At 57.9% G+C, this 20376-nt stretch carries 15 protein-coding genes; 7 read left to right on the top strand and 8 right to left on the bottom strand.

Annotation, left to right across the window (positions count from 1 at the left end):
- Positions 1–118: 118 nt before the first annotated feature.
- Positions 119–1333: an MFS transporter gene (locus AB4N43_RS28805; RefSeq protein WP_027924645.1), complete on the top strand. Its 1215-nt coding sequence runs from the start codon at positions 119–121 to the stop codon at positions 1331–1333.
- A gap of 134 nt (positions 1334–1467) precedes the next feature.
- Here the strand turns inward: AB4N43_RS28805 and AB4N43_RS28810 are convergent, their stop codons facing one another.
- Positions 1468–3033 (bottom strand): methyl-accepting chemotaxis protein, encoded by a 1566-nt coding sequence (locus AB4N43_RS28810; protein ID WP_460152502.1) that lies wholly within the window; start codon positions 3031–3033, stop codon positions 1468–1470.
- A 242-nt stretch (positions 3034–3275) separates the two neighbouring features.
- Here AB4N43_RS28810 and AB4N43_RS28815 point away from each other — a divergent pair, with 242 nt between their 5' ends.
- Positions 3276–3620 carry a cupin domain-containing protein gene (locus AB4N43_RS28815; RefSeq protein WP_059182728.1) on the top strand — a complete coding sequence of 115 codons (345 nt, stop codon included), beginning with the start codon at positions 3276–3278 and terminating at the stop codon, positions 3618–3620.
- A 24-nt stretch (positions 3621–3644) separates the two neighbouring features.
- Here the strand turns inward: AB4N43_RS28815 and AB4N43_RS28820 are convergent, their stop codons facing one another.
- Positions 3645–3947: a hypothetical protein gene (locus tag AB4N43_RS28820; RefSeq protein ID WP_460152504.1), complete on the bottom strand. Its 303-nt coding sequence runs from the start codon at positions 3945–3947 to the stop codon at positions 3645–3647.
- A gap of 285 nt (positions 3948–4232) precedes the next feature.
- Here AB4N43_RS28820 and AB4N43_RS28825 point away from each other — a divergent pair, with 285 nt between their 5' ends.
- The 3 genes from AB4N43_RS28825 to AB4N43_RS28835 all read left to right on the top strand — a co-directional run bounded on the left by AB4N43_RS28825 (position 4233) and on the right by AB4N43_RS28835 (position 11481).
- Positions 4233–5780, top strand: a complete 1548-nt coding sequence (locus AB4N43_RS28825) for a phospholipase D family protein (protein ID WP_460152505.1) — start codon at positions 4233–4235, stop codon at positions 5778–5780.
- Between the two features lie 96 nt (positions 5781–5876).
- Entirely contained in the window at positions 5877–7034 is a 1158-nt protein-coding gene (locus tag AB4N43_RS28830; RefSeq protein WP_027924641.1) for an HD-GYP domain-containing protein, read from the top strand.
- Between the two features lie 55 nt (positions 7035–7089).
- The gene (locus AB4N43_RS28835; RefSeq protein WP_460152507.1) at positions 7090–11481 is read left to right on the top strand and encodes a response regulator; all 4392 of its coding nucleotides are present in this window, start codon (positions 7090–7092) and stop codon (positions 11479–11481) included.
- 50 nt (positions 11482–11531) lie between these two features.
- Here the strand turns inward: AB4N43_RS28835 and umoC are convergent, their stop codons facing one another.
- From umoC to AB4N43_RS28855, 4 genes are all read right to left on the bottom strand, one after another.
- On the bottom strand, positions 11532–11963 hold the full coding sequence (gene umoC / locus AB4N43_RS28840) for a lysozyme inhibitor LprI family protein (protein WP_027924639.1): 432 nt from the start codon (positions 11961–11963) through the stop codon (positions 11532–11534).
- A 60-nt stretch (positions 11964–12023) separates the two neighbouring features.
- Positions 12024–13706 carry a peptidoglycan D,D-transpeptidase FtsI family protein gene (locus AB4N43_RS28845; protein ID WP_027924638.1) on the bottom strand — a complete coding sequence of 561 codons (1683 nt, stop codon included), beginning with the start codon at positions 13704–13706 and terminating at the stop codon, positions 12024–12026.
- Between the two features lie 244 nt (positions 13707–13950).
- A complete protein-coding gene (locus AB4N43_RS28850; RefSeq protein ID WP_460152510.1) occupies positions 13951–15453 on the bottom strand; it encodes a M81 family metallopeptidase in 1503 nt (500 codons plus the stop codon).
- A complete protein-coding gene (locus AB4N43_RS28855; RefSeq protein ID WP_460152512.1) occupies positions 15450–16787 on the bottom strand; it encodes an MFS transporter in 1338 nt (445 codons plus the stop codon). Before AB4N43_RS28855 ends, AB4N43_RS28850 begins: the two co-directional genes overlap by 4 nt.
- Positions 16788–16951: 164 nt before the next feature.
- Here AB4N43_RS28855 and AB4N43_RS28860 point away from each other — a divergent pair, with 164 nt between their 5' ends.
- The gene (locus AB4N43_RS28860; protein WP_256218429.1) at positions 16952–17860 is read left to right on the top strand and encodes a LysR family transcriptional regulator; all 909 of its coding nucleotides are present in this window, start codon (positions 16952–16954) and stop codon (positions 17858–17860) included.
- 231 nt (positions 17861–18091) lie between these two features.
- A complete protein-coding gene (locus tag AB4N43_RS28865) occupies positions 18092–18964 on the top strand; it encodes a DNA/RNA non-specific endonuclease (RefSeq protein ID WP_027924635.1) in 873 nt (290 codons plus the stop codon).
- A gap of 17 nt (positions 18965–18981) precedes the next feature.
- Here the strand turns inward: AB4N43_RS28865 and AB4N43_RS28870 are convergent, their stop codons facing one another.
- Entirely contained in the window at positions 18982–19503 is a 522-nt protein-coding gene (locus tag AB4N43_RS28870; RefSeq protein ID WP_027924634.1) for a hypothetical protein, read from the bottom strand.
- Entirely contained in the window at positions 19496–20356 is an 861-nt protein-coding gene (locus AB4N43_RS28875; RefSeq protein ID WP_027924633.1) for a transcriptional regulator, read from the bottom strand. Before AB4N43_RS28875 ends, AB4N43_RS28870 begins: the two co-directional genes overlap by 8 nt.
- Positions 20357–20376 lie beyond the last annotated feature (20 nt).

Consider the following 20376-nt stretch of genomic DNA (forward strand, 5'->3'; position numbering starts at 1 on the left):
AATAGCACTCGAGCCTGTTGACCCCCTTGGATGGCACGCGGACGTTTATGAATACGAGATTCTCCAGCGTGCGCATCTACTTTGCAAAGTCCCAAATTATTAAAGCGGTGAACGTATTATGACAGCTCAGGACAGCAGTTTTTCCAATCAGCCTATTTCCGATATCGGCTATAGCGAACGTATTCCTATTTGGAAGTTACTGGCGTTTACCCTGGCGGGTTTCATTGCCATCATGACTGAAACCATGCCGGCGGGACTGTTGCCACAGATTGGATCAAGCCTTGGCGTTTCAGAGGCTTTCGCCGGTCAGTTGGTAACTCTCTATGCGTTGGGTTCGGTTTTAGCCGCGATTCCAATCGTTGCAGCCACACGCAGTTGGCGGAGGAGACCTCTGTTTCTTCTGGCTATTCTTGGTTTGCTGGTTTTCAACTCAATTACCGCGCTTTCTTCTAATTTCGTAGTGATACTTGTCTCGCGATTTATTGCAGGTATGGCGGCGGGTCTTATTTGGGGGCTGCTGGCTGGCTACGCCAGACGCATGGTCCCTAACCATCTTCAAGGACGCGCCTTGGCAATTGTCGGGGTTGGCCAACCCATCGCTCTGTCTATTGGTGTTCCATTGGGCACCTGGCTGGGCGGTCTTTCGGATTGGAGAGGCGTATTTTGGATAATGTCGGGGCTTTCATTTGCACTGTTGATTTGGGTCCGATCCTGTATTCCTGATTACCCCGGTCAATCGTCTTCAAAGCGTCAATCCATTCGCGAAATTTTCCTTACCCCGGGTATCCGGTCAGTCCTCTTTGTGATCTTTGCCTGGATCTTGGCTCACAACATCCTCTACACCTATATCGCACCTTATCTGGCGTCAGTGGGACTTGCCGAATATGTGGATGTTGTGTTGTTTTTGTTTGGTGCCTCTTCCGTCCTCGGAATCTGGATAACGGGGGTGTTTGTAGATCGCTCTCTCAGGATGCTGACGATTCTCAGCCTCGCTCTGTTTGCCGCAGCTGCATTAATCATTGGCTTCGCCAATGGCAGCTCAATGGTTACGCTGGCTGGTATTGCCTTGTGGGGGCTGACCTTCGGTGGGGCGCCAACGCTGTTGCAGACAGCCATCGCGGATAACGCGGGTGAAGGGACAGATGTCGCGCAGTCAATGTTGGTAACCGTATTCAATCTTGCTGTCGCCGGCGGTGGGCTGCTGGGGGGAGTGTTACTTCAATACGCCGGTCCTGGCTCTTTCCCATGGACGCTATTGGTTCTTGCAGTTTTGAGCCTACTGGCCGTGTTGAGTGCGAGACGTCATGGGTTCCAACCGGGTCGTCGATCCTAGATATTTTGGAAGGTCGACGGCGTATTATCTGGCAACGTTGTCCTGCTGATGGGGGACTCCTGTTTACGGAAGTGCTGCCCGTGATGACCGCAGGGTGCTGATTCAGCACCCTGTAGGTCAACCGTCACTAATACCTATCGGTTAAAACGCTCTGCCAATCCGTGCAGATACTCAGCCATTCCCTCCAGATCCCGACTGATCGCAGCACCTTGCTTGGCCTGCCCGGCACTGTGATCGCACAGCTGAGCGATCCGTGTAATCTGCTGATTGATGTCTTCAGTCACGTGACTTTGTTCTTCCGATGCCGACGCCATCTGCTGGCTCATGCCGGTGATTCGGCTGACGGCTTCACTGATGCCGACCAGCGCCGACTGTACCGCCTCGACACGCTGCATGCTGTCGCGGGAAATCTGCTCACCCCGGCTGGCCGTTGAGACGGCGCGATCGGCGCCCATGTTCAGTGACGCGATGATGCCGTGGATCTGCTCGGTGGAGGTGCGGGTGCGTTGTGCCAGGGAGCGCACCTCGTCGGCCACCACGGCAAAGCCGCGCCCTTGTTCACCTGCCCGGGCCGCCTCGATCGCCGCATTCAGCGCCAGCAGGTTGGTCTGTTCGGCGATGGACGTAATGACGTCCACGACACTGCCGATGGCTTGCGTCTCGATCGCCAATGCGTTGACCGCCTGGCCGATTTCGTTGACGGCATCGTTCATGGCCTGCATGGCGCTCAGGCTTTGCACGGCCAGCTCACTGCCTTCGCGAGTCAACTGGTCGGCTTCGGACGCGGCATGCGCGGTGTTCATGACGTTTTGCGTCACTTCCTGGTTCGTTGCCGCCATCTGCGAAATGGCGGCGGCGGACTGATCCGTTTCACTGCGCTGGCGATCCAGTGACTGCGCTTGCGCACCCGAGAGTTCGGAGGACTGTGCGGCCTTGGCCTTCACATTGATCCCGGCATCGACCAGTCGGGACAAGGCTGTCTGCAAGCGTGCTTCCTCACTGAGCATGGCCATGTCGAGCCGACCCTGGGGGCCGTGGTTGTCGCTGAAGGTGAGCGCGACCAACGGATCGGAAAAGGCTTTCGGATGCTCGGCCAGGGTGCGCTCGGTGGCTCGGCGATGTCGGGACTCGATCAAGTACCAGGCGATACCCAGGCTCGCCAACAGAACCCCTTGGGCTGCCACTTTTGGGAGCCACTGATCAGCCAGAAGTGAAACCACACCTGCCATCAATAATGGCCAGCCGTGTTGCATCGGCCGGAAAATCCGTGCACTCAGCGAAACGATCGGTTTGCCGGCCCGCATCCTCGCATAGAGTGCCGAGGACCGGCGGACCTGGTCGCGAGTGGGCACCGAACGAACCGACTCATAGCCACTCAATCGTCCGTTTTCAAAGATGGGTGTGACGTAGGCGCTGACCCAATAGAAATCACCATTTTTCGCGCGGTTTTTCACAATCCCCATCCAGGGTTTGCCTTGCTTGATGGTGTGCCACATATGAATGAAGACCCCGGGCGGCATATCAGGGTGTCGGACCAGGTTATGCGGCTGGCCGATCAATTCGTCATGGGTGAAACCGCTGATGGCCACAAACGCTTCATTGCAGTAAGTGATTCGGCTATCAAGGTCGGTTGTGGAGATCAACCGTTGTTCTGCGGGGAAGAGTCTTTCATGCTCGGTTACAGGCAAATTCACACGCATAAAACGCGATCCTTCTTCGGATTATTATGTTTTGGAGGTACGAAAGAGGCGCAGCGCCACTACGGTTAGTGACGTGTTTTACGCGTATTTTTTTGTGGCCGACCATTCATTCGACGACACCTTCTTTTCATTTCATGACACGTCTGAACCGCTGATCGATCCTTTGTCGCCTCTCGAGTGCACACACGCTTTAAGGGTGTTTACTAACAGTCAGGCCCGGTCTGTACAGAGAGGAATAGGTGATGAGTAATGAGCAGGCGGCACCCGAGACAAAAGGCGTTGCGGTGCAGTTACTGGCAACGATTGACCTGGGTCCTGAGATCGAGGGCATGGCAGGGCGCCAACTCAGAATGCGCAGGGTGACCATCGAGCCTGGAGGCGTCTTCGGGCCGATTCACAACCATGTAGACCGACCCGGCACCGTCTACATCCTGCAAGGAACGATCACCGATCACCGCAACGGTGTCGCCACGGACTATGGCCCGGGAGTGGGCTGGCCGGAAGACAGGAACACCACACACTGGCTGGAGAACAGAGGAACGGTAGCGGCGGTGGAGATCTCGGTCGACATTGTGCGGCAGGGTTAAGCTCTGGTCCGCCGTCTTGGGCCGCTATTGATTTTTGCACTCCGCGACCACCACCTGGCAGGTCTTCGGCGTGCCACCGGAGCGACCGGCATAGCGTATGCAATTGTCCATGGATTTCTTGCGCGCCATGTTCAAGGTGTCGCCCCAGGCCAGACCACCCTCGCCGGTAGTGGGTAGCGCTTTCGCATAGCAATTTGAGCCAAAGCTTGAAAGCGCATAGGGATCCCTGTGCACTTTTCTTGAACATCCTGTTGTCAGCGCCAGGCTGAGGACGAGCAGGGAGAGCAGAAACCTTGAACAGCCGTGGCGCGCAGTTTTTTTGGTCATCCTGTTTCCCCTGATCGAGAGGCGTGTTTAGGGGCTTGCCCTACTCAGATTAGACGGTGCAGCACAGGAACAGTCCTGCGGTTAATTTTCGACAGGCCGCTTGAACCGGGCTTTACTAAAAAAAGTTGTGCAGATTGCCGTGGGCTCGATGGTCTCTGCATCCGGCACCCAGCCTGAGGGAATCCTTGTTGCCGTCGGCGAACCCTTGTGGGGGCAACCGGCGGCTATAGACGGGCTCCCGAGGCCGGGACGCCCCCGTCGAGGTTGAGGACGAGCGCCTTGTTCATGCCTTGGTTCTTCCCCGCACTGTTTCTCGCGCTGCTGGTCGTCAGCTGTTCCACCACGCGCTTGCCCCACGAATTCAGCGAGGCAATACCCGCCAGCAAATCGGCGTTCGGGCGCTCCCTCCAGAACCAGGCAGCCCCGCATGAAGGGCGCTCGGGTTTTCGCTTGCTGCCTAACAGCAGCGAGGCGTTCCGGGCGCGTGCCGAGTTGATTCGCAATGCGCAGAAAAGCGTCGATCTGCAGTACTACATCGTGCACAACGGTCTCAGCACCCGGGCACTGGTGCATGAATTGTTGCTGGCCGCCGATCGCGGCGTACGGGTGCGCATGTTGCTCGACGACACCGCCAGCGACGGACAGGAAGAAGTCATCGCGACCCTGGCCGCGCACCCGAATATCTATATCCGCGTCTTCAACCCTTTGCATTTGGGGCGCAGCACGATGGTCACCCGAACCATGGGCCGCCTGCTGAATCTGTCCCAACAGCACCGTCGCATGCACAACAAGCTATGGCTGGCCGACAACAGCGCGGCCATCGTCGGCGGACGCAATCTGGGGGATGAGTATTTCGACGCCAAGCTCGATCGCAACTTCACCGACATGGACCTGCTGTGCGTCGGCCCGGTCGCCGCACAGTTGGGCCGCAGTTTCGATCAATACTGGAACAGCGCCCTGAGCCAGCCTATCAGTGCCCTGGTGTCCAACAAGCCAACCGCCGAAGACTTGCTGAACAGTCGGCAACGCCTCGAGAAATCGCTGCAAAGCACCCGCGTCGAGAACAGCGCTTTGTACGATCACCTCATGACCTACCGGACTCAACCGCAGCTCGAGACCTGGCGCAAGCAGCTGATCTGGGCGCACAGCAAGGCGATGTGGGATGCACCGAGCAAAGTGCTGGCCGACGATGAACCGGCCCGAGCGCTGTTGATGGCCACACAACTGCGGCCTGAGCTTGATAAGGTCAATCAGGACCTGATCCTGATCTCCGCCTATTTTGTCCCGCAAAAGTCGGGGATGCGCTACCTTATCGGGCGTGCCGATGCCGGCGTTGATGTGCGTTTGTTGACCAACTCACTGGAAGCCACCGACGTTCCTGCAGTGCATGGCGGTTATGCGCCTTACCGCAAGACCCTGCTCGAACATGGCGTGAAACTTTATGAACTGCGGCTCCAGCCGGACGATCCCAGTGGCGGTTCTTCCCGTGGTTTCAGTGGCGGCTCGGACTCGAGCTTGCACACCAAGGCGATGATCCTGGACCAGCAGAAAGTATTCATCGGCTCCTTCAATTTCGACCCGCGCTCAGTGCTGTGGAATACCGAAGTCGGCGTGCTGGTCGACAGCCCTGAGCTGGCCGGCTACATGCGCGAACTGGCGCTTGAGGGCATGGCGCCCGCCGTGAGCTACCAGGCTCGCCTGGAAAAGGGCGAAGTCGTCTGGCTCACGGAGGACGACGGTCGCCTGCATACGTTGCGAACGGAGCCGGGCGGGCATTGGCGCAGCTTCAAGGCCTGGCTCAGCGACAAGATCGGCCTGGAGAAAATGCTTTAGATCGAAGCCGGTCTTCAAGAACAGCAGCTAAGCTTCCTTGCGCCGGGGCGTAAATGTCGCCTTGGGATGCCAATGCATGGCAAGGGAGCCGCCCCCATGAGTGTCGAACAGCGTCGCTTCAGTCCGCCTACCATCCTGGTGGTCGATGACACACCCGATAACCTGATGCTGATGACGGATCTGCTCAAGGATCGTTATCGGGTCAAGGCCGCTCATAGCGGTGAGAAAGCGTTGCGAATTCTGCAGGGCGACACACTGCCGGACTTGATCCTGCTGGATGTGATGATGCCCGGGCTGTCCGGCCATGAAGTGGCGGATCAGATCAAACGCGACCCGCGCATCCGCGACATTCCGATCATCTTCCTGACGGCCATGGCCGGGACCGAGGACGAGATCCATGGACTGGAACTGGGCGCCGTCGACTACATTACCAAACCGATCCGGCCGGCGCTGGTTTTGGCGCGGGTGGATACCCAGCTCAAGATCAAGGCGGCGGCAGACTTCCTGCGCGATCACAACGACTACCTTGAGCAGGAAGTGGTGCGCCGGACTCGCGAGGTGATTGCGATCCAGGACGTGGCCATCCAGGCCATGGCGTCACTGGCGGAAACCCGCGATAACGAAACGGGCAACCACATCCGGCGGACCCAGCATTACGTCAAGGTGCTGGCAGAGCATCTACGGGATCATCCGCGATTCAGTCACTTCCTCAGCGAGGAGACCATCCTGTTGCTGTTCAAGTCGGCGCCCCTGCACGACATCGGCAAGATCGGCATTCCCGACCACATCCTCCTCAAGCCGGGACGCTTCACCGAGGAAGAGTTCGAGATCATGAAGACCCATACAACGTTAGGACGTGACGCGATCCAGCATGCCGAGGATGCGCTGGGCATTCGCGCCGACTTCCTCAGTCTGGCCAAGGAGATTGCCTACAGTCACCAGGAAAAATGGGACGGCAGCGGGTATCCGCAGGGACTGGCTGGCGACGACATCCCCATCAGCGCACGGATGATGGCAGTGGCCGACGTCTATGACGCGCTGATCAGCCGACGGGTCTATAAATCGGGGATGCCCCACGCACAGGCCGTCGAGATTATTCGGCAGGGGCGAGGCACGCACTTCGACCCGGACATCTGCGATGCCTTTCTGAGTTGCGTTGAACAGTTCCAGGCCGTTGCCGAGCGTTTCGCCGATACCGATCTGGACATGGCCGGCCAGCGGGCTGCCCTGGAGCGCATCGGCCAGACACCATGAACCTGCGACTGCATGCCCCATTGCCAGTGTTTTCATCAGGTTCACGAGGATAGTTATGACTGGATTGCGCCCCCTGCTTGAGCGTCTTGCGCTGCTGCACAAACTGATCCTGGGGTTCGCCGCGCTGCTGCTGTTGGTGTTGGTACTCGGCGTGCAAAGCCTGCGTACCCAGCAGTCGCTCAAGCACGACATGCAAAACCTCTATCTTCAGGAACTGGTCGGCATGGAGCACTTGTATGAGGCACGGGTGCAACTGCCTCATATGCTGCAGGCCTTGCAGCGTGCGGTAGGCACCGACAGCGCGCAGATCCGTGTTGAATCCCTGCAGCAAATGCGTGAGACCCAGGGTCGTCTGCAACAGGCACTGGCCCAAGCCAAATTGACCCTCAGGCGTCCGGAAAACCTCGCGCGCCTGGCCGAGCTGGATGTGCTGCTGCAACAATTGCAGCGCAATAGAGAACAAGCCTTTGTCATGATTGATCAGGGGCGGCAGGGGCAGGCGTTGTTGCTGCTCAACAGCAATGAGTTCCAGCAACTTGACCAGCAGGCCGACGCGTTGTTGAACACGGTTGCGCAGATAAAGGGCGACACGATTCGCGAAACGGCCAAGGACATTGCCGATTATGCCGAGCGCAGCACCAAGCTGACTTACGTGCTGTTGTTGGGTGGCTTGTCGCTGGCGCTGCTGCTGTCCTGGCTGGTCAGCCAGTCGATTCGCAATCCGCTTAACCGGGTGCGGGTGGCGGTGGACGAGTTGGCCGCCGGCGAGCTCGATCAGCCGATTCCCCACACCGACATGAACAACGAAACGGGCGATCTGGCGCGGGCCATTGCCACGCTGCAGACGCAGTCTCGACAACTGGAACGTCAGCGCTGGATCAAGGCGCAGACCGCCCAATTGCAGGTCGATTTGCAGCAGGCAGAAACGCCCGCCGAGCTGGCGCAGGTATTCCTGCAACACATGGCCAGCCCGCAAGGCATCTGCCAAGGGGTGCTTTACAGCGCACACGAGGAAGCCGGCAAGCTGCTGCTGATGGGGCGCTATGCCACCGATGCCGAGCGGCCACCGGAGGAGGAAGTCCTGTTCGGCGATGGCCTGTTGGGGCAGTGCGCGGCGGATCGCCAGCCACGTCAGCTTCACCCGCTGCCCGAGCATTACTGGCGTTTGCACTCGCCGCTTGGCGAAACCCCGGCCAGATGCCTGTTGTTGCAACCCATCATGCGTGGCGAGCGATTGCTGGGCGTGCTCGAGCTGGCCGGGCTGGCGCCGTTAGGCGAGCGCGAGATGCTGCTGTTGCAGGAAGCCATCCCGCGTCTGGCGGCGGCCATGGCGATCCTGGAGCGTAATCAGGCGGTCAAGACCCTATTGGCAGAAACCCGTCGCCAGGCGAGTGAAGTGGCGGAACAAGCGCTGCAACTGGAGCAGCAGGCGCAGGTGCTCGAGTCCCAGCAAGTGGCGTTGCGCGCGACCGAGGCCTGGTATCGCGGGATTATCGAAGCGGCGCCGGACGGCATGCTGGTGGTGGATGCCGAGGGGCATATCCTGCGAACCAATCGCCAACTGGACCAGTTGTTCGGCTACAACGCCGGTGAGTTGATCGGCGAGGCCATCGAACGCCTGGTGCCAGTGGCCAGTCGCGGGCGTCATGTGGCGCTGCGACAGGGATTCACCGCGCATGGTGACACTCGCCAGATGGGGGCCAACCTGGACGACCTGCAAGGCGTGCGCAAGGACGGTAGCTTTTTCTCGGCAGAGATCAGTCTGTCGCATTTACCAAGTCTGGAAGGAGGCGAAATCTGCGTGTGCGCTTCGGTGCGCGACGTCAGTGAGCGTCGTCAGTTGCAGGCGGCGCTGAAGGCCAGTGAGGCACAGTTGCGCGCCGTACTCGATAGCAGCCCGGTGGCCATGGTGATCAGAGATGTCGATGGCCGCCCGACCTACTGCAATCCGCAGTTCGACAGCTTGTTCGGGACCCGCCTCGATGAACTCGAGGGCGCGGACCCGGCGCAGTTCTGGGTTGATCCTGGGGCGCACCAGCGCTTTCTCGAAGCGGCGTCGCAAGGTGCGGTGCTGAACTTCGAGGCCCGTCTGCAGCGTGCCGGGGGCGAACACTTCGACGTACTGGTGTCGGCCATCACGCTGACGCTGGGAGAACGGGGCATGGGGGCCAACTGGTACTTCGATATCACCGATCGCAAGATCGCCGAAGCCGAGGTGCAGCGGGCCCGCGAGGCCGCAGAAGAGGCGACCCGGGCCAAGAGCAACTTTCTGGCGACGATGAGCCACGAGATCCGCACGCCGATGAACGCCATCATCGGCATGAGTCACCTGGCCTTGCGCACCGAGCTCGATCCGCGCCAGCGCAATTACATTGAAAAGGTCCATCGCTCGGCGGAGTACCTGTTGGTGATCATCAACGACATCCTCGATTTCTCCAGAATCGAGGCCGGCAAAATGCACCTCGAGCACATTCCCTTCTACCTTGAAAACGTACTCGACGGCTTTGCCAACATGATTGGCCTGAAAGCCGAGGACAAAGGCCTGGAATTGCTCTTCAACATTGCTCCCGAACTGCCGACCGCGTTGATTGGCGATCCGTTGCGCCTGGGGCAGGTGCTGGTCAACCTGGGCAACAACGCGACGAAATTCACCGAGCAGGGCGAGATCGTGCTTGGTGTAGAGCTGCGCGGCGCCGCAGGAGAGCAGGCGCAACTGCATTTCTGGGTGCGTGACAGCGGAATTGGCATGAGCGCCGAGCAATGCTCGCGCCTGTTCCAGCCATTCAGTCAGGCCGATAGCTCCACGACCCGTAAATACGGAGGCACCGGGTTGGGCCTGGCCATCTCCCGGCATCTGGTGGAGCTGATGGGTGGGAAAATCTGGCTGGAGAGCGAGCCGGGCCAAGGCTCCACGTTCCATTTCGAGGTGAGCCTGGGCGTGCAGCGCGAGGTCCCGTTGCGGCGCATGGTGACCGCCGCCGAACTGGTGGGCAAACGCGTGTTGGTGGTCGACGACAACGCCAGCGCACGCGAGATTTTGTCTGACATGACGCGCAGTTTCGGCGTGGAAGTGGACGTCGCGCACAGTGGCCGGGCCGCACTGGACTTGCTGGTGGAGGCCGAAGCCAAAACGCTGCCCTATGACCTGGTCCTGATGGATTGGCGCATGCCTGGCATGGACGGCGTGGCGACGGTGCGGCAGATGCACGCAGCGAAACTGGCGCAAACGCCCTCGGTGATTATGGTCACCGCGTTCGGGCGCGAGGAGGCCCGTGAAGAGGCCATCCGGTACGGCATCCAATTGCCGGTGGTGCTGACCAAACCGGTGACGCCTTCGACGTTGCTTGAGGCGCTGGGCAGCGTGCTGGGCAACCGTCCTCAGACCGATCGCCGGGCTTGCGAGCGACTCGGCCAGAGCGCCAGTGCCATGGCCAGCCTACGTGGCGCGCGCCTGCTGCTGGTCGAGGACAATGAGCTGAACCGTGAGCTGGCGTGTGAACTGCTGGAGAGTGCCGGGATCGAGCTGCGTCTGGCCATTCACGGCGAAGAAGCACTCGAACAGCTGGCGCGTGATGACGACTTCGACGGTGTGTTGATGGACTGCCAGATGCCGGTGATGGACGGTTACACCGCGACCCGCAAGATCCGCGAGCAGCCACGTTGGGCGAATCTGCCGGTGATCGCCATGACGGCCGACGCGATGGCGGGGGACCGTGAACGGGCGCTTGACTGCGGCATGAACGCTCACATTTCCAAACCGTTGAACGTCGAGGACATGTTCGCCACATTGGCCAAGTGGATACACCCCGAACCTGGCCGTGGCGCGCCGTCGGTCGATGTTTCACCGGTCACCCCGTTGACGGCGGGCCTGCCAGCCAGTCTTCCTGGCATTGATTTGAACGCGGGCCTCCGCACCTGCATGGGCAAGGTCGAGCTTTACCTGCGCCTGCTGCGCAAATTTCACGTCAGCCAACAGGCTTTTTGCGCCGAGTTTCTGGATGCCCGAGGGCAGGGCGATCCTTCGGTGACAATCAGGCTGGCGCATACCTTGCGAGGTACGGCGGGCAACATCGGTGCCGTTGGCGTGGCAAACGCCGCCAGCCAATTGGAGCAGGTGTGCCTGAGCGCAGGCGAGGAGCAGGACGTGGCAGATAGACTGGCCGAGGTCGAACGCTGCCTGACACCTGTGCTGGAGGGGCTATCGCTGCTTACCGAACCGACACTGGCCGAAGAGCCTACGGTGCCACTCGACAGCGAATGGCATACGCAATTGGCCCACGTCCGGTATCTGCTGGCCGAGAGTGACACCCAGGCGCTGACGGCTTTGCACAAGCTCCAGACGCTGACGTCCGGTTCGCGGATGGCTGAGCAGTTGCATCGGGTGGTCCAGCAAGCCGAAAGCTTCGATTTCGATCGGGCACTGGAGCTACTTGAAAACCTGCCCTGATCCTTTGGCTTACCAAACTCGGGTATTGCCAGTCGCCTGGGGCTGACTATTCAATCGGAAAGTTGCGTTGTTCTCCAACGGATCAAATCGACTTTGCAAGCACTTACAACATCTCCAGAGCCCGAGCCCCCCATCATGGCGTCTCCCGTCCACTGGCACTGCGCATCTTTGAACGCCTCGAAAGCCTGCTGAGAAGCGAGCAGCGAGGCCAGTGCTTTGGGCGTCGAACTCGAATCGACTTCCTTTGTCCCGGCTTCCAGTTTTTTGTAGGCGATATGCATTTGTGCCAAGGCTTCACTGGTCTTGCGCTCAAGACAAGGCTGCAAGGCGGTCCGAGGTTGATCACCAAGGGTGTCGTAGCATTCGTTCAATGCTCCAACGGGAGCGTCGCTGGTCACTTCAGTTTTTGCAGGTGCTTGAGCAAACGCTGTACCGATGGCAAGGGACGTCGCTGCAACGACCATCCATAGGTTTTTTCTCATTTTATCTATCCTTTGGTAAGTAATTATCTAGAAGGTGGATACGTACTGTTTTCCTGCAAATCAGCCCTGTATTGCCGGTAGGCTTGGACTTTGATCACTCGGTACATTTCTGAGGCGAAGGACGTCTTCGAGTACCTCCTTGAAAATCGGTGCTGCAATCGCTCCACCGAAGTAACCCTTGGCCGTAGGCTCGTCCACTAGAACAGCCATGATGAACTCCGGTGCATTGGCCGGTGCGATACCGACGAACATCGCCCGGTATGCATTGTTTTGATACCCGCCACTGGAGGCCTTGCGTGATGTTCCGCTTTTGCCCGCGATGGCATAACCCTCGATGGCTGCTCGCTTTCCGCCTGCGCCAGGTCCATCCACTGCGTGCACCAGCATATCGAGGATGCTGTTGGCGACCTCCGGGCTCATGACTTTGCGCGGTGTCTGAGGCTGGCCTTTAATGATCGATAAGGGAACCAGGTTTCCATCATTTGCAAAAACGGTATAGGCCTGAACTAACTGAGCCAGATTGACCGACAGGCTGTATCCGTATGAAAGGCTTGCCGTGGCGATATCCGACCATATTCTCCTGGTTGGAACAAACCCGACACTTTCCCCTGGAAAGAGCACAGAGGTGTCACTCCCGAATCCTGCATCCCGCAGCATTTGTGAAATGACGGCACCACCGGTTGATATGGCGATCTTGCTCATTCCGACATTTGAAGAGCGACGAAGGATTCCGGGTAAATCCAACTGATTGTCCCTTCCCACGTCCCGAATCGTATGACCATTAATCTTAACGAAGCCTGGTGCGATCTGGATAATGGCATCTTTGGCAACGACACCTGCCGTCAAGACGGCGGCCATGCTCAAGGGCTTTATCACTGAGCCCGGTTCGTAGACATCGGTAAATACACGATTTCGAATAACCGCCGGGCGAAAACCTTTACGCGCATTTGGATTGAATGAAGGGACGGTGGAGAGTGCCAGTATCTCTCCTGTCTTGGCGTGTATGAGAATGGCGCTTACCGACTGGGCTGCATTATCTTTAAGCGCTTTCCAGAGTGCTTTTTCAACGTGGTGTTGAAGGACCGAATCAATTGTTAAATGTAAGTCGTCTCCAGGAATGACGGGCTTGCGCACGACAATCTCACGGGTGATGTGTTTGAGCCGATTTAAAGTAAGCTCTTGCAGCCCCGGCGTTCCTGATAATTCGCGGTCATACATTAGCTCGATGCCTTCAATGCCTTTCTGGTCAATGTTGGTGAAGCCCAGTGTCTGAGCCATCATCGAAATTTGTGGATAGAATCGCTTGTACTCCTGGCGTTCATATACGCCGGGAATAGATAGTTTTACTACTTTGTTTGCGATTGCTGGATCAATCCTTCTGACTAAATAAGCGAACGATTTGCCCTGAGTGTTCAATGTCAATTGTCTGATCCGTGCAGCCTCCACGGCAAGGTGTTCACTCAACAGGCTTACCTGCTGATCAGTTGGCGCAAACTGCCTGGGATTCACCCACAAGGTGCTGACGGGGGTAGAGACCGCCAGGGGGTTACTGAAGCGATCAAAAACAGTGCCGCGCACGGGTATTGTTTCAATCATTCGCGTTGAGCGTTTACGCCCTTCGTTATTCAAGAATTCATGAGAAAAAATCGACAGATGCACAATTCTCGCGGCCAGTACTATTGCGAGGGAGCCAAAAATAGCGAGAACGATGGCGAACCTTGGGTTTTCAGTGAGTAGGCTCATGCAACTTTCCTTGTTCTATATGTGCAGCGGCATGCATACCTGACTAACTTATGGCTATTTTGTTTTTTGATACTCAGAAATTACATCGTGCATCAAGCGTTATCTAAGGGTGGATTAAAAGGGTTGCCTCATGGTGGGGAACAAAAAGGCGAGTTTCAACAGTAACTTGCGGGTGGCTCCGTTGCTTTTTGAGCAACGACGCCGCCACGAAGCGTGTTTGGCAGGAACCAAGGACGTCAGCCAATCAAGCTGGCTTGTCGAATGATTGACCCAAGGGACTGGTACGAAGGCCGGGTGCAAGGTTTTTCCAGGGTAAATCCGCCGGGTCCGCAATCATCGGTCCAGGTGCCTTCGCGACGAGCACGGCATGTGCCATCGCTTGAAAGTCGGCGCGGAAATGGACAGAGCTTTTGTTGACCAGGATTTTCATTTTTTCCGGTTCAATGCCCACCATCCGGTACAGGTTTCTATCCAGCATCTGGGTTTTTCCGGAGCTCACCCCCACCAGAACACCCTCGATCTTCAGGCATGCCGCGGGGCCAACATCCACTCGCATGCCGTTCATCATCGGGCCGTCGAACTGGCAACATCCGTCGGACAGGAAGATGACCTCAAAACGTCCGGCCAATGGTGCATCGCCTGGGGTCATCGATTGCCCGCCCAGTTCCATGACTAAAGAGGCGCCAATGCCTGCACGATGGGCCATCTGCGCAGCGGCCGGATCGAAGATCAGCCCTATTGCTGCTTGCGTAGCACCCTGTTTCAGTAACGCCCGCAGCATGCCCATGGTGTTGGAATCCCCACCTGCGCCGGGATTATCCTGGGTGTCTGCGATGACCACCGGGCGATCGGCAGATGCCGCTAAACGCATCGCCTCGATGACCGAATCGTCTGGCGACAGAAACTCAACTTTCCAACGTGATTCCTCGTCGACAATTTTTTGATACAGCTGTTGAACGGCGCGCTCAACCGCTGCCTCGTCACGCCCATATCCCCACACCACAGGACCGCATTCCGGGAAGTCCGCCGCAGGAAACCCTGGCGCAAACGACAAGGAGAGGATCTCAGCGTTTTCCAGCACTTCCAACTGCTCATACACGCCGAGGGCAGGTTCAAGCAGGGTGCACATCGAGTTGATCGGAATCAGAAAAGGCAGTCGCTTCGAGACCCGCTTCAATTCGCGTCTGTTGTCGAGCAGCCAGGAAAGAAGTCCAGCCGCTTTGGCGCCGGTGGCAGCCATATCGACATGAGGGTAGGTTCGGAAGGCCACTAAGGCATCGCTGTTGGCAAACATGAGTTCCGTCATGTTGGCGTGCAGGTCAAGGGACGCAATGATGGGTACGTGGGGGCCGACGGCGTCTCTCAGCCGCTTCAATAGCGTACCTTCGCCATCGTCGACATGTTCTGCAACCATGGCGCCGTGCAGGTCCAGGTACACGGCATCGAACCGCTCGCGACGTGCAGCGGCGAGGATTTCCTCACTGATGCGTTCGAATGCATCCTCCGTGACATGCGCCGACGGACTTGCGCCTGCCCAAATGACGGGTATGAGTTCGTAGGCGAGTTTTTCTGCTTCAAGGATAAAACCGCCGATGGGGAGGTTAATGTCCCGCATGGCAAGAACGTCCACCCCTCGTGCCATTTGTGGAAACCCTTCGCCGCGCTCGAAGTTGCTGTAGTGGGCTTTTGAGGGCGCGAACGTATTGGTTTCGTGCTGGAAACCAGCGATCAAAATTCGACCTGTCATAAGACCTGTTCCTTCGTTGTCGTTGTATGTGCCGGGATGGGGTTCAGCTTGCGAACAGGCAAGTGGTTGGCCGCCAGCAATATCGAACCGAGCAACAGCAGGGCAGCCATGACGAGTAATCCTGCTTGTGTGTTGCCGGTTACCGTATTGGCGTAGCCCATGATCGTCGGGCTGAAGAAGCCGCCCATCAATCCAATGGTGTTGATCAGTGCGATACCTCCGGCTGCCGAATCGCCCTTGAGGTGTTGGGAGGGGAGGGTCCAGAAGATCGTATAGGCAACCCAGACCGATGAAGTGGCAACGGTCAGACAGATCATGGAAAAAATCAGTTGTCCGCTGAACAGGGTCGAGGCGACCAAACACACAGCGCAGATCAATGCGGGGATTGCGGTGTGCCAGCGACGCTCATTGAGTCGGTCAGAGCGACGACTGAAGACCTGCATGGCGATAGCGGTGAAAATGTAAGGTATCGCGCAATAAAAGCCTATCTGCAGCAAGTCGGTGACGCCGGTTTCGCGAATGATCGTGGGTAGCCAGAACCCGAGGGTATAGATGCCGCAAATGAGGCAGAAATAGGCCGCCGCCATCAGGTAAACCCGCGGATCTTTCGCCACTTGCCGGAATGAATGATGGTGGGTTTGCTCAGGCGCCAGCGACGCCGTAATCAGTTGTTTTTCTTCGCGCGTCAGCCACTTTGCATCTGATGGACGATCAGGAAGGAACCACAGCGCCATGACGCCCAGCAGCACGCAAGGCGCGCCTTCGATCAGGAACATCCATTGCCAGCCAGACAGGGACGCCGTGGTGTGAAATGAACTCATGATCCAGGCGGAAAGAGGACCACCGAAAATGCCGGCAAGTGGCGCTGCGAGCATGACCGTGGCCATGACGCGTGCCATGCGATCTTGTCCATACCAATAGGTGAGATAGAAGATCATGCCCGGCGCGAAACCGGCTTCAAACACACCTAGAAAGAAGCGCAAGACGTAAAACTGAGTTTCGCTTTTGACGAAAAACATGCAGGCGGAGGTTAACCCCCAAAGGATCAGAATGCGGCTGAACGTCTTCCTCGCGCCGATTTTGGGGAGCAGTAAATTGCTGGGGATTTCGAACAATGCATAACCGATGAAAAAGATGCCCGCTCCCAGGCCATAGACCGTGTCCGAGAAGCCCAGGTCGCTTTGCATCTGCAGTTTGGCGAAACCGATGTTGACGCGATCCAGGTAGGCAAAGATGTAGCAGATCAGCAGGAAGGGCAGGAGGCGCCAGCTTATCTTTCGATAAAGCGCCGCCGTTGATTCGTTCTTGTTTTTATTCATATTCAACCGGTTCAATTCCGACCTCCGAGAACTTATGGGTTGTCTGGATCAGGAAGACCGCGTCATGGTGGGTAACAAAGGGGTTTGTAGCAACGGCAGCTTTTAACCCATAGTGTTGCTTTTAGAGCAACGGAGCCAGGGATGTTTACTCGACCATGAGAGAGATAAACCAGCGCCGAATGCGCTACTTCTTTGCCGTGTTGTCCCACGGTTCCATCAGAGCCGCAGCAGAAAGTCTTAACACTGCACCGTCGGTGATCACCCGACAGGTAAAGCTGCTCGAAGAGGAGGTGGGGGTGCAGTTGTTCAATCGGCAAGCCCGAGGCGTAGAGCCAACCGAGTCGGCGAAATACCTGCTGGAATTCTGGAGAGGCTGCCAATCCCAGCAAGAACAACTGGAGGACCGACTGGGAGAGCTGCAGGGGTTGCAGAGAGGGGAGGTGCGAATCGTTTGCAGCGAGGGATTCATCGATCGTTTGATGGACGATGTCCTGGCCGATTTTTGTGGCGAATACCCCGGGTTGAACGTGCACATGGACGTTTTACCCAATAAAGATGTGCTGACGGAAGTTGCCGAAAGCAGGGCGCACATAGGGCTCGCCTACAACCCCTTGGCCCATGCTGATATCGAGTACAAAGCTTCTTCGCATCAACCCGTAAAGCTGCTGGTCAGTGCCGGCCATCCTCTGGCGCAATTCAAACATCCCATCAGTGTCAGGCAATTGCTCAGCTATCCACTGGCCGTCATGCCACCCGAATTCGGTTTGGGTCATGTGTTTGAGCTGTTAGTGCATTCCGAGAATGTTGAAGTAAAACCCACCTTGGTGACCAACTCATTGGCCGTACTTCGGCGATATGTTCTACGCGGAAAGGGGGCCACCTTGACCGCTAGTTTGTCGGCGCTTGACGAATTCGAGTCCGGTGAGCTGGTGGCATTGGAAATTGATCATCCAGTGTGCCAGAACGTCAATGCCCGACTTTTAGTTAAGCAAGGGCGTCCATTGTCGACTGCCACGGAAGAAGTATTAAAGCGGATCAAAACTCGCATGCAGATATTTGCAGGCAAGTCAGGACGCGCGCTCGATTGACGGCCCGGCCACCCATAGAGAAGCTGACCCGCTCGCACTAAAGGGATTTATGGTGGTCAATAACCCCCGCACGACTCGCAGCGGTCGGACTGCCCGCAACCGCATCGGTATTTTGATCAAGGACTGTGAACGCATGCTCACCGCACTATAATCCGCAACCGCCTCCACCGAGTCCCGCGAATCGGGACTCGCCATTCGTTTATTCCTCACCTCACATCGAAGATCTAACGCATGTACCTACGCAAAATTGCAGTTGGGCTGTCGGCCCTTGTTTTGCTCTCGACCGGGGCGCAAGCCCGCAGCCTGCTGGATCTCCTCAAGCCGCCCACTCAGCATCAGGAACAAGTGTCCCGCTCGGGTTCGATCAGCCAGGGCGCGGCGCTGGACCTTTATTCAAACAAACAGAAACAGGCCTCGTTCGACGGCTGCGCCGATCTGTTTCCGGCAGCCCGGCCGATCAACATCGCCACGGTGCCGGCCACCATGAACCCGTTGGCGTTGTGCTCCGATAACTTCGCGGTGCTGTACTCGCAAACCAGCAAGACGCCATTGGTGGTGGTTGAGCGACTGAATGCCGCCCAGCTACAGGACGCCAAAGGGGAGGAGCGCACCAACCAGTTCTACCCGGATCCACGCATTCCCAAGAGTGGGCGGGCAGAGTTGAGTGACTACCGCAGCCAACACCCGGCTGTGGACCGTGGTCATCAATCCCCGGCCGCCGATGCGCCGAACCCCAATGCCATGGCCCAATCCTTTGCGTTGTCGAACATGGTGCCGCAGGACCCGACCAACAATCGCAAGATCTGGAGCAAGGTCGAGTCGGATGTCAGGAAGTTTGCCAAGCGCGCCGATGGCAACGTCTTTGTCTTTACCGGCCCGATCTTTGATTCGGGCCATAGCACCATTGGCGACAACAAGGTCTGGGTGCCGACGCGCCTGTTCAAGCTGGTTTACGACGCCTCGTCGAAGCGCGCCTGGGCGTACGTGCTGCCCAACGCAGAAACCCGTATCGAGAGGCCGATGGATTACGAGACGTTCGTGAAAACCACGGGGTTGAAGTTGCTCGGTAACTTGCCGGTCACCGGTTCTGTAGGGCGCACTTGATCGATTGCACCGGGCCATTAACCCTTGCTGTTCGATGATGGACGCTGACTGCACAGAATGAACATGTCACTGCCGTCATCGAACAGGTAGCGCGTTTCGGACACTGAACGCATCCAGTAGCTCACGCTGTTGTCCGAGCGGAAAATAAACATCCCCAGCGCGCCCGACAGTTCAGGAATCGGACTGTCCGCTTCGCCCTTGGCGGAGCGCTCGACAGTGAGCTGCAATCGCTGGTCCTGTCGTTGCACCCCAAAGGCACTGTTGCGACGCAGAGCGCCGATTTCAGCTCCCGAGTCGGCATCGATCAATCGGGCCACCATGCGCATGTGGCTGAGCCCGGTGGGCCGCAAGTCCAGTCTGAAACGTGTCATCAGCCACGCAGGACGTACTTCGGACGGCACTTGGTGCGCGCTTTCTCCCGTGCACCAGAGGTCCGGTTTAGTTTTGTGTTCGCCCGCCAGGCGCCCCAGCGCCAACCCCGACAGGCCAACGACGACGAAGGCCAGGCACCAGATTGTGTTTGCGGCGCGTCTAGTCATGTTGTTGGACGCCAATGCAGCGACTGCTGGCCGTTTCCAGTTCGCCATCGCAGAGAATCTGATCAGCCCCACGACGCGACGGTAACAGGTACAGGTGGATGTTTTGCGCCGAGAGGCCTAGAAGCCCTGCCAGTTTGCGACTGTTCTGAACCATCAGTTGCAGGTGTGATGTCGCTGAAGGTTGTACGTCCTGAGCCGACAGATGCACGCGCACGTCATCCATCGTGACGGGCGCGGCGAACGCGGGCTGCGGCGCCTCAGGGGAGGGGGCCAACCAGGTTTTCCCCGACAGGAAAGCAAGTACGCCCCACAGCGGCAGTGCGAGCCCCAGGCCCCAACGCTTTGGTGATGTGATCGGGAGCACGGGCATGGGAGCCGAATCGGGTCTGGCTGATGCAGGCAATGGCGGTTCGTCCTCTGCATCCGCCCTGTTCGATTCAGGAAATGCAGCAGGAGCGGGCGCCTCGTTGTCAGCCACCGTCTCGCTCGGGGCAGGCGCCGTTTTCGCAACGGCTGACAACTCCTCGACTTTCACCCCATCGACGAGCTTGTAACCAATGCGTGGCAAGGTCTGGATGAATTCGCGATCGGGCTGCAGTTTCTCCAGGGCCAGGCGCAATTGCCGGACTACCTGGGCCAGGCTGTTGTCGGTCACTTCCAGCCCATATTGCCCCCAGGCGCCGGCCATCAGCTCGCGCTTGCGCACCACGGCACCGTCCGACCGGAGCAACATGGCCAGGCAACGGCTGGCGATTGCACCGATGCGCAAAGGCTCCTCATCGGCGTCGGCACGAAACAACAGGAAGTTGTTCTCGTCGAACACCAGGTGTTCATCAATCAGCAATTGGCCCATGGCGAGCTTCCGTGCGTGGC

The sequence above is a fragment of the Pseudomonas sp. S2_B07 genome, from assembly GCF_054668435.1.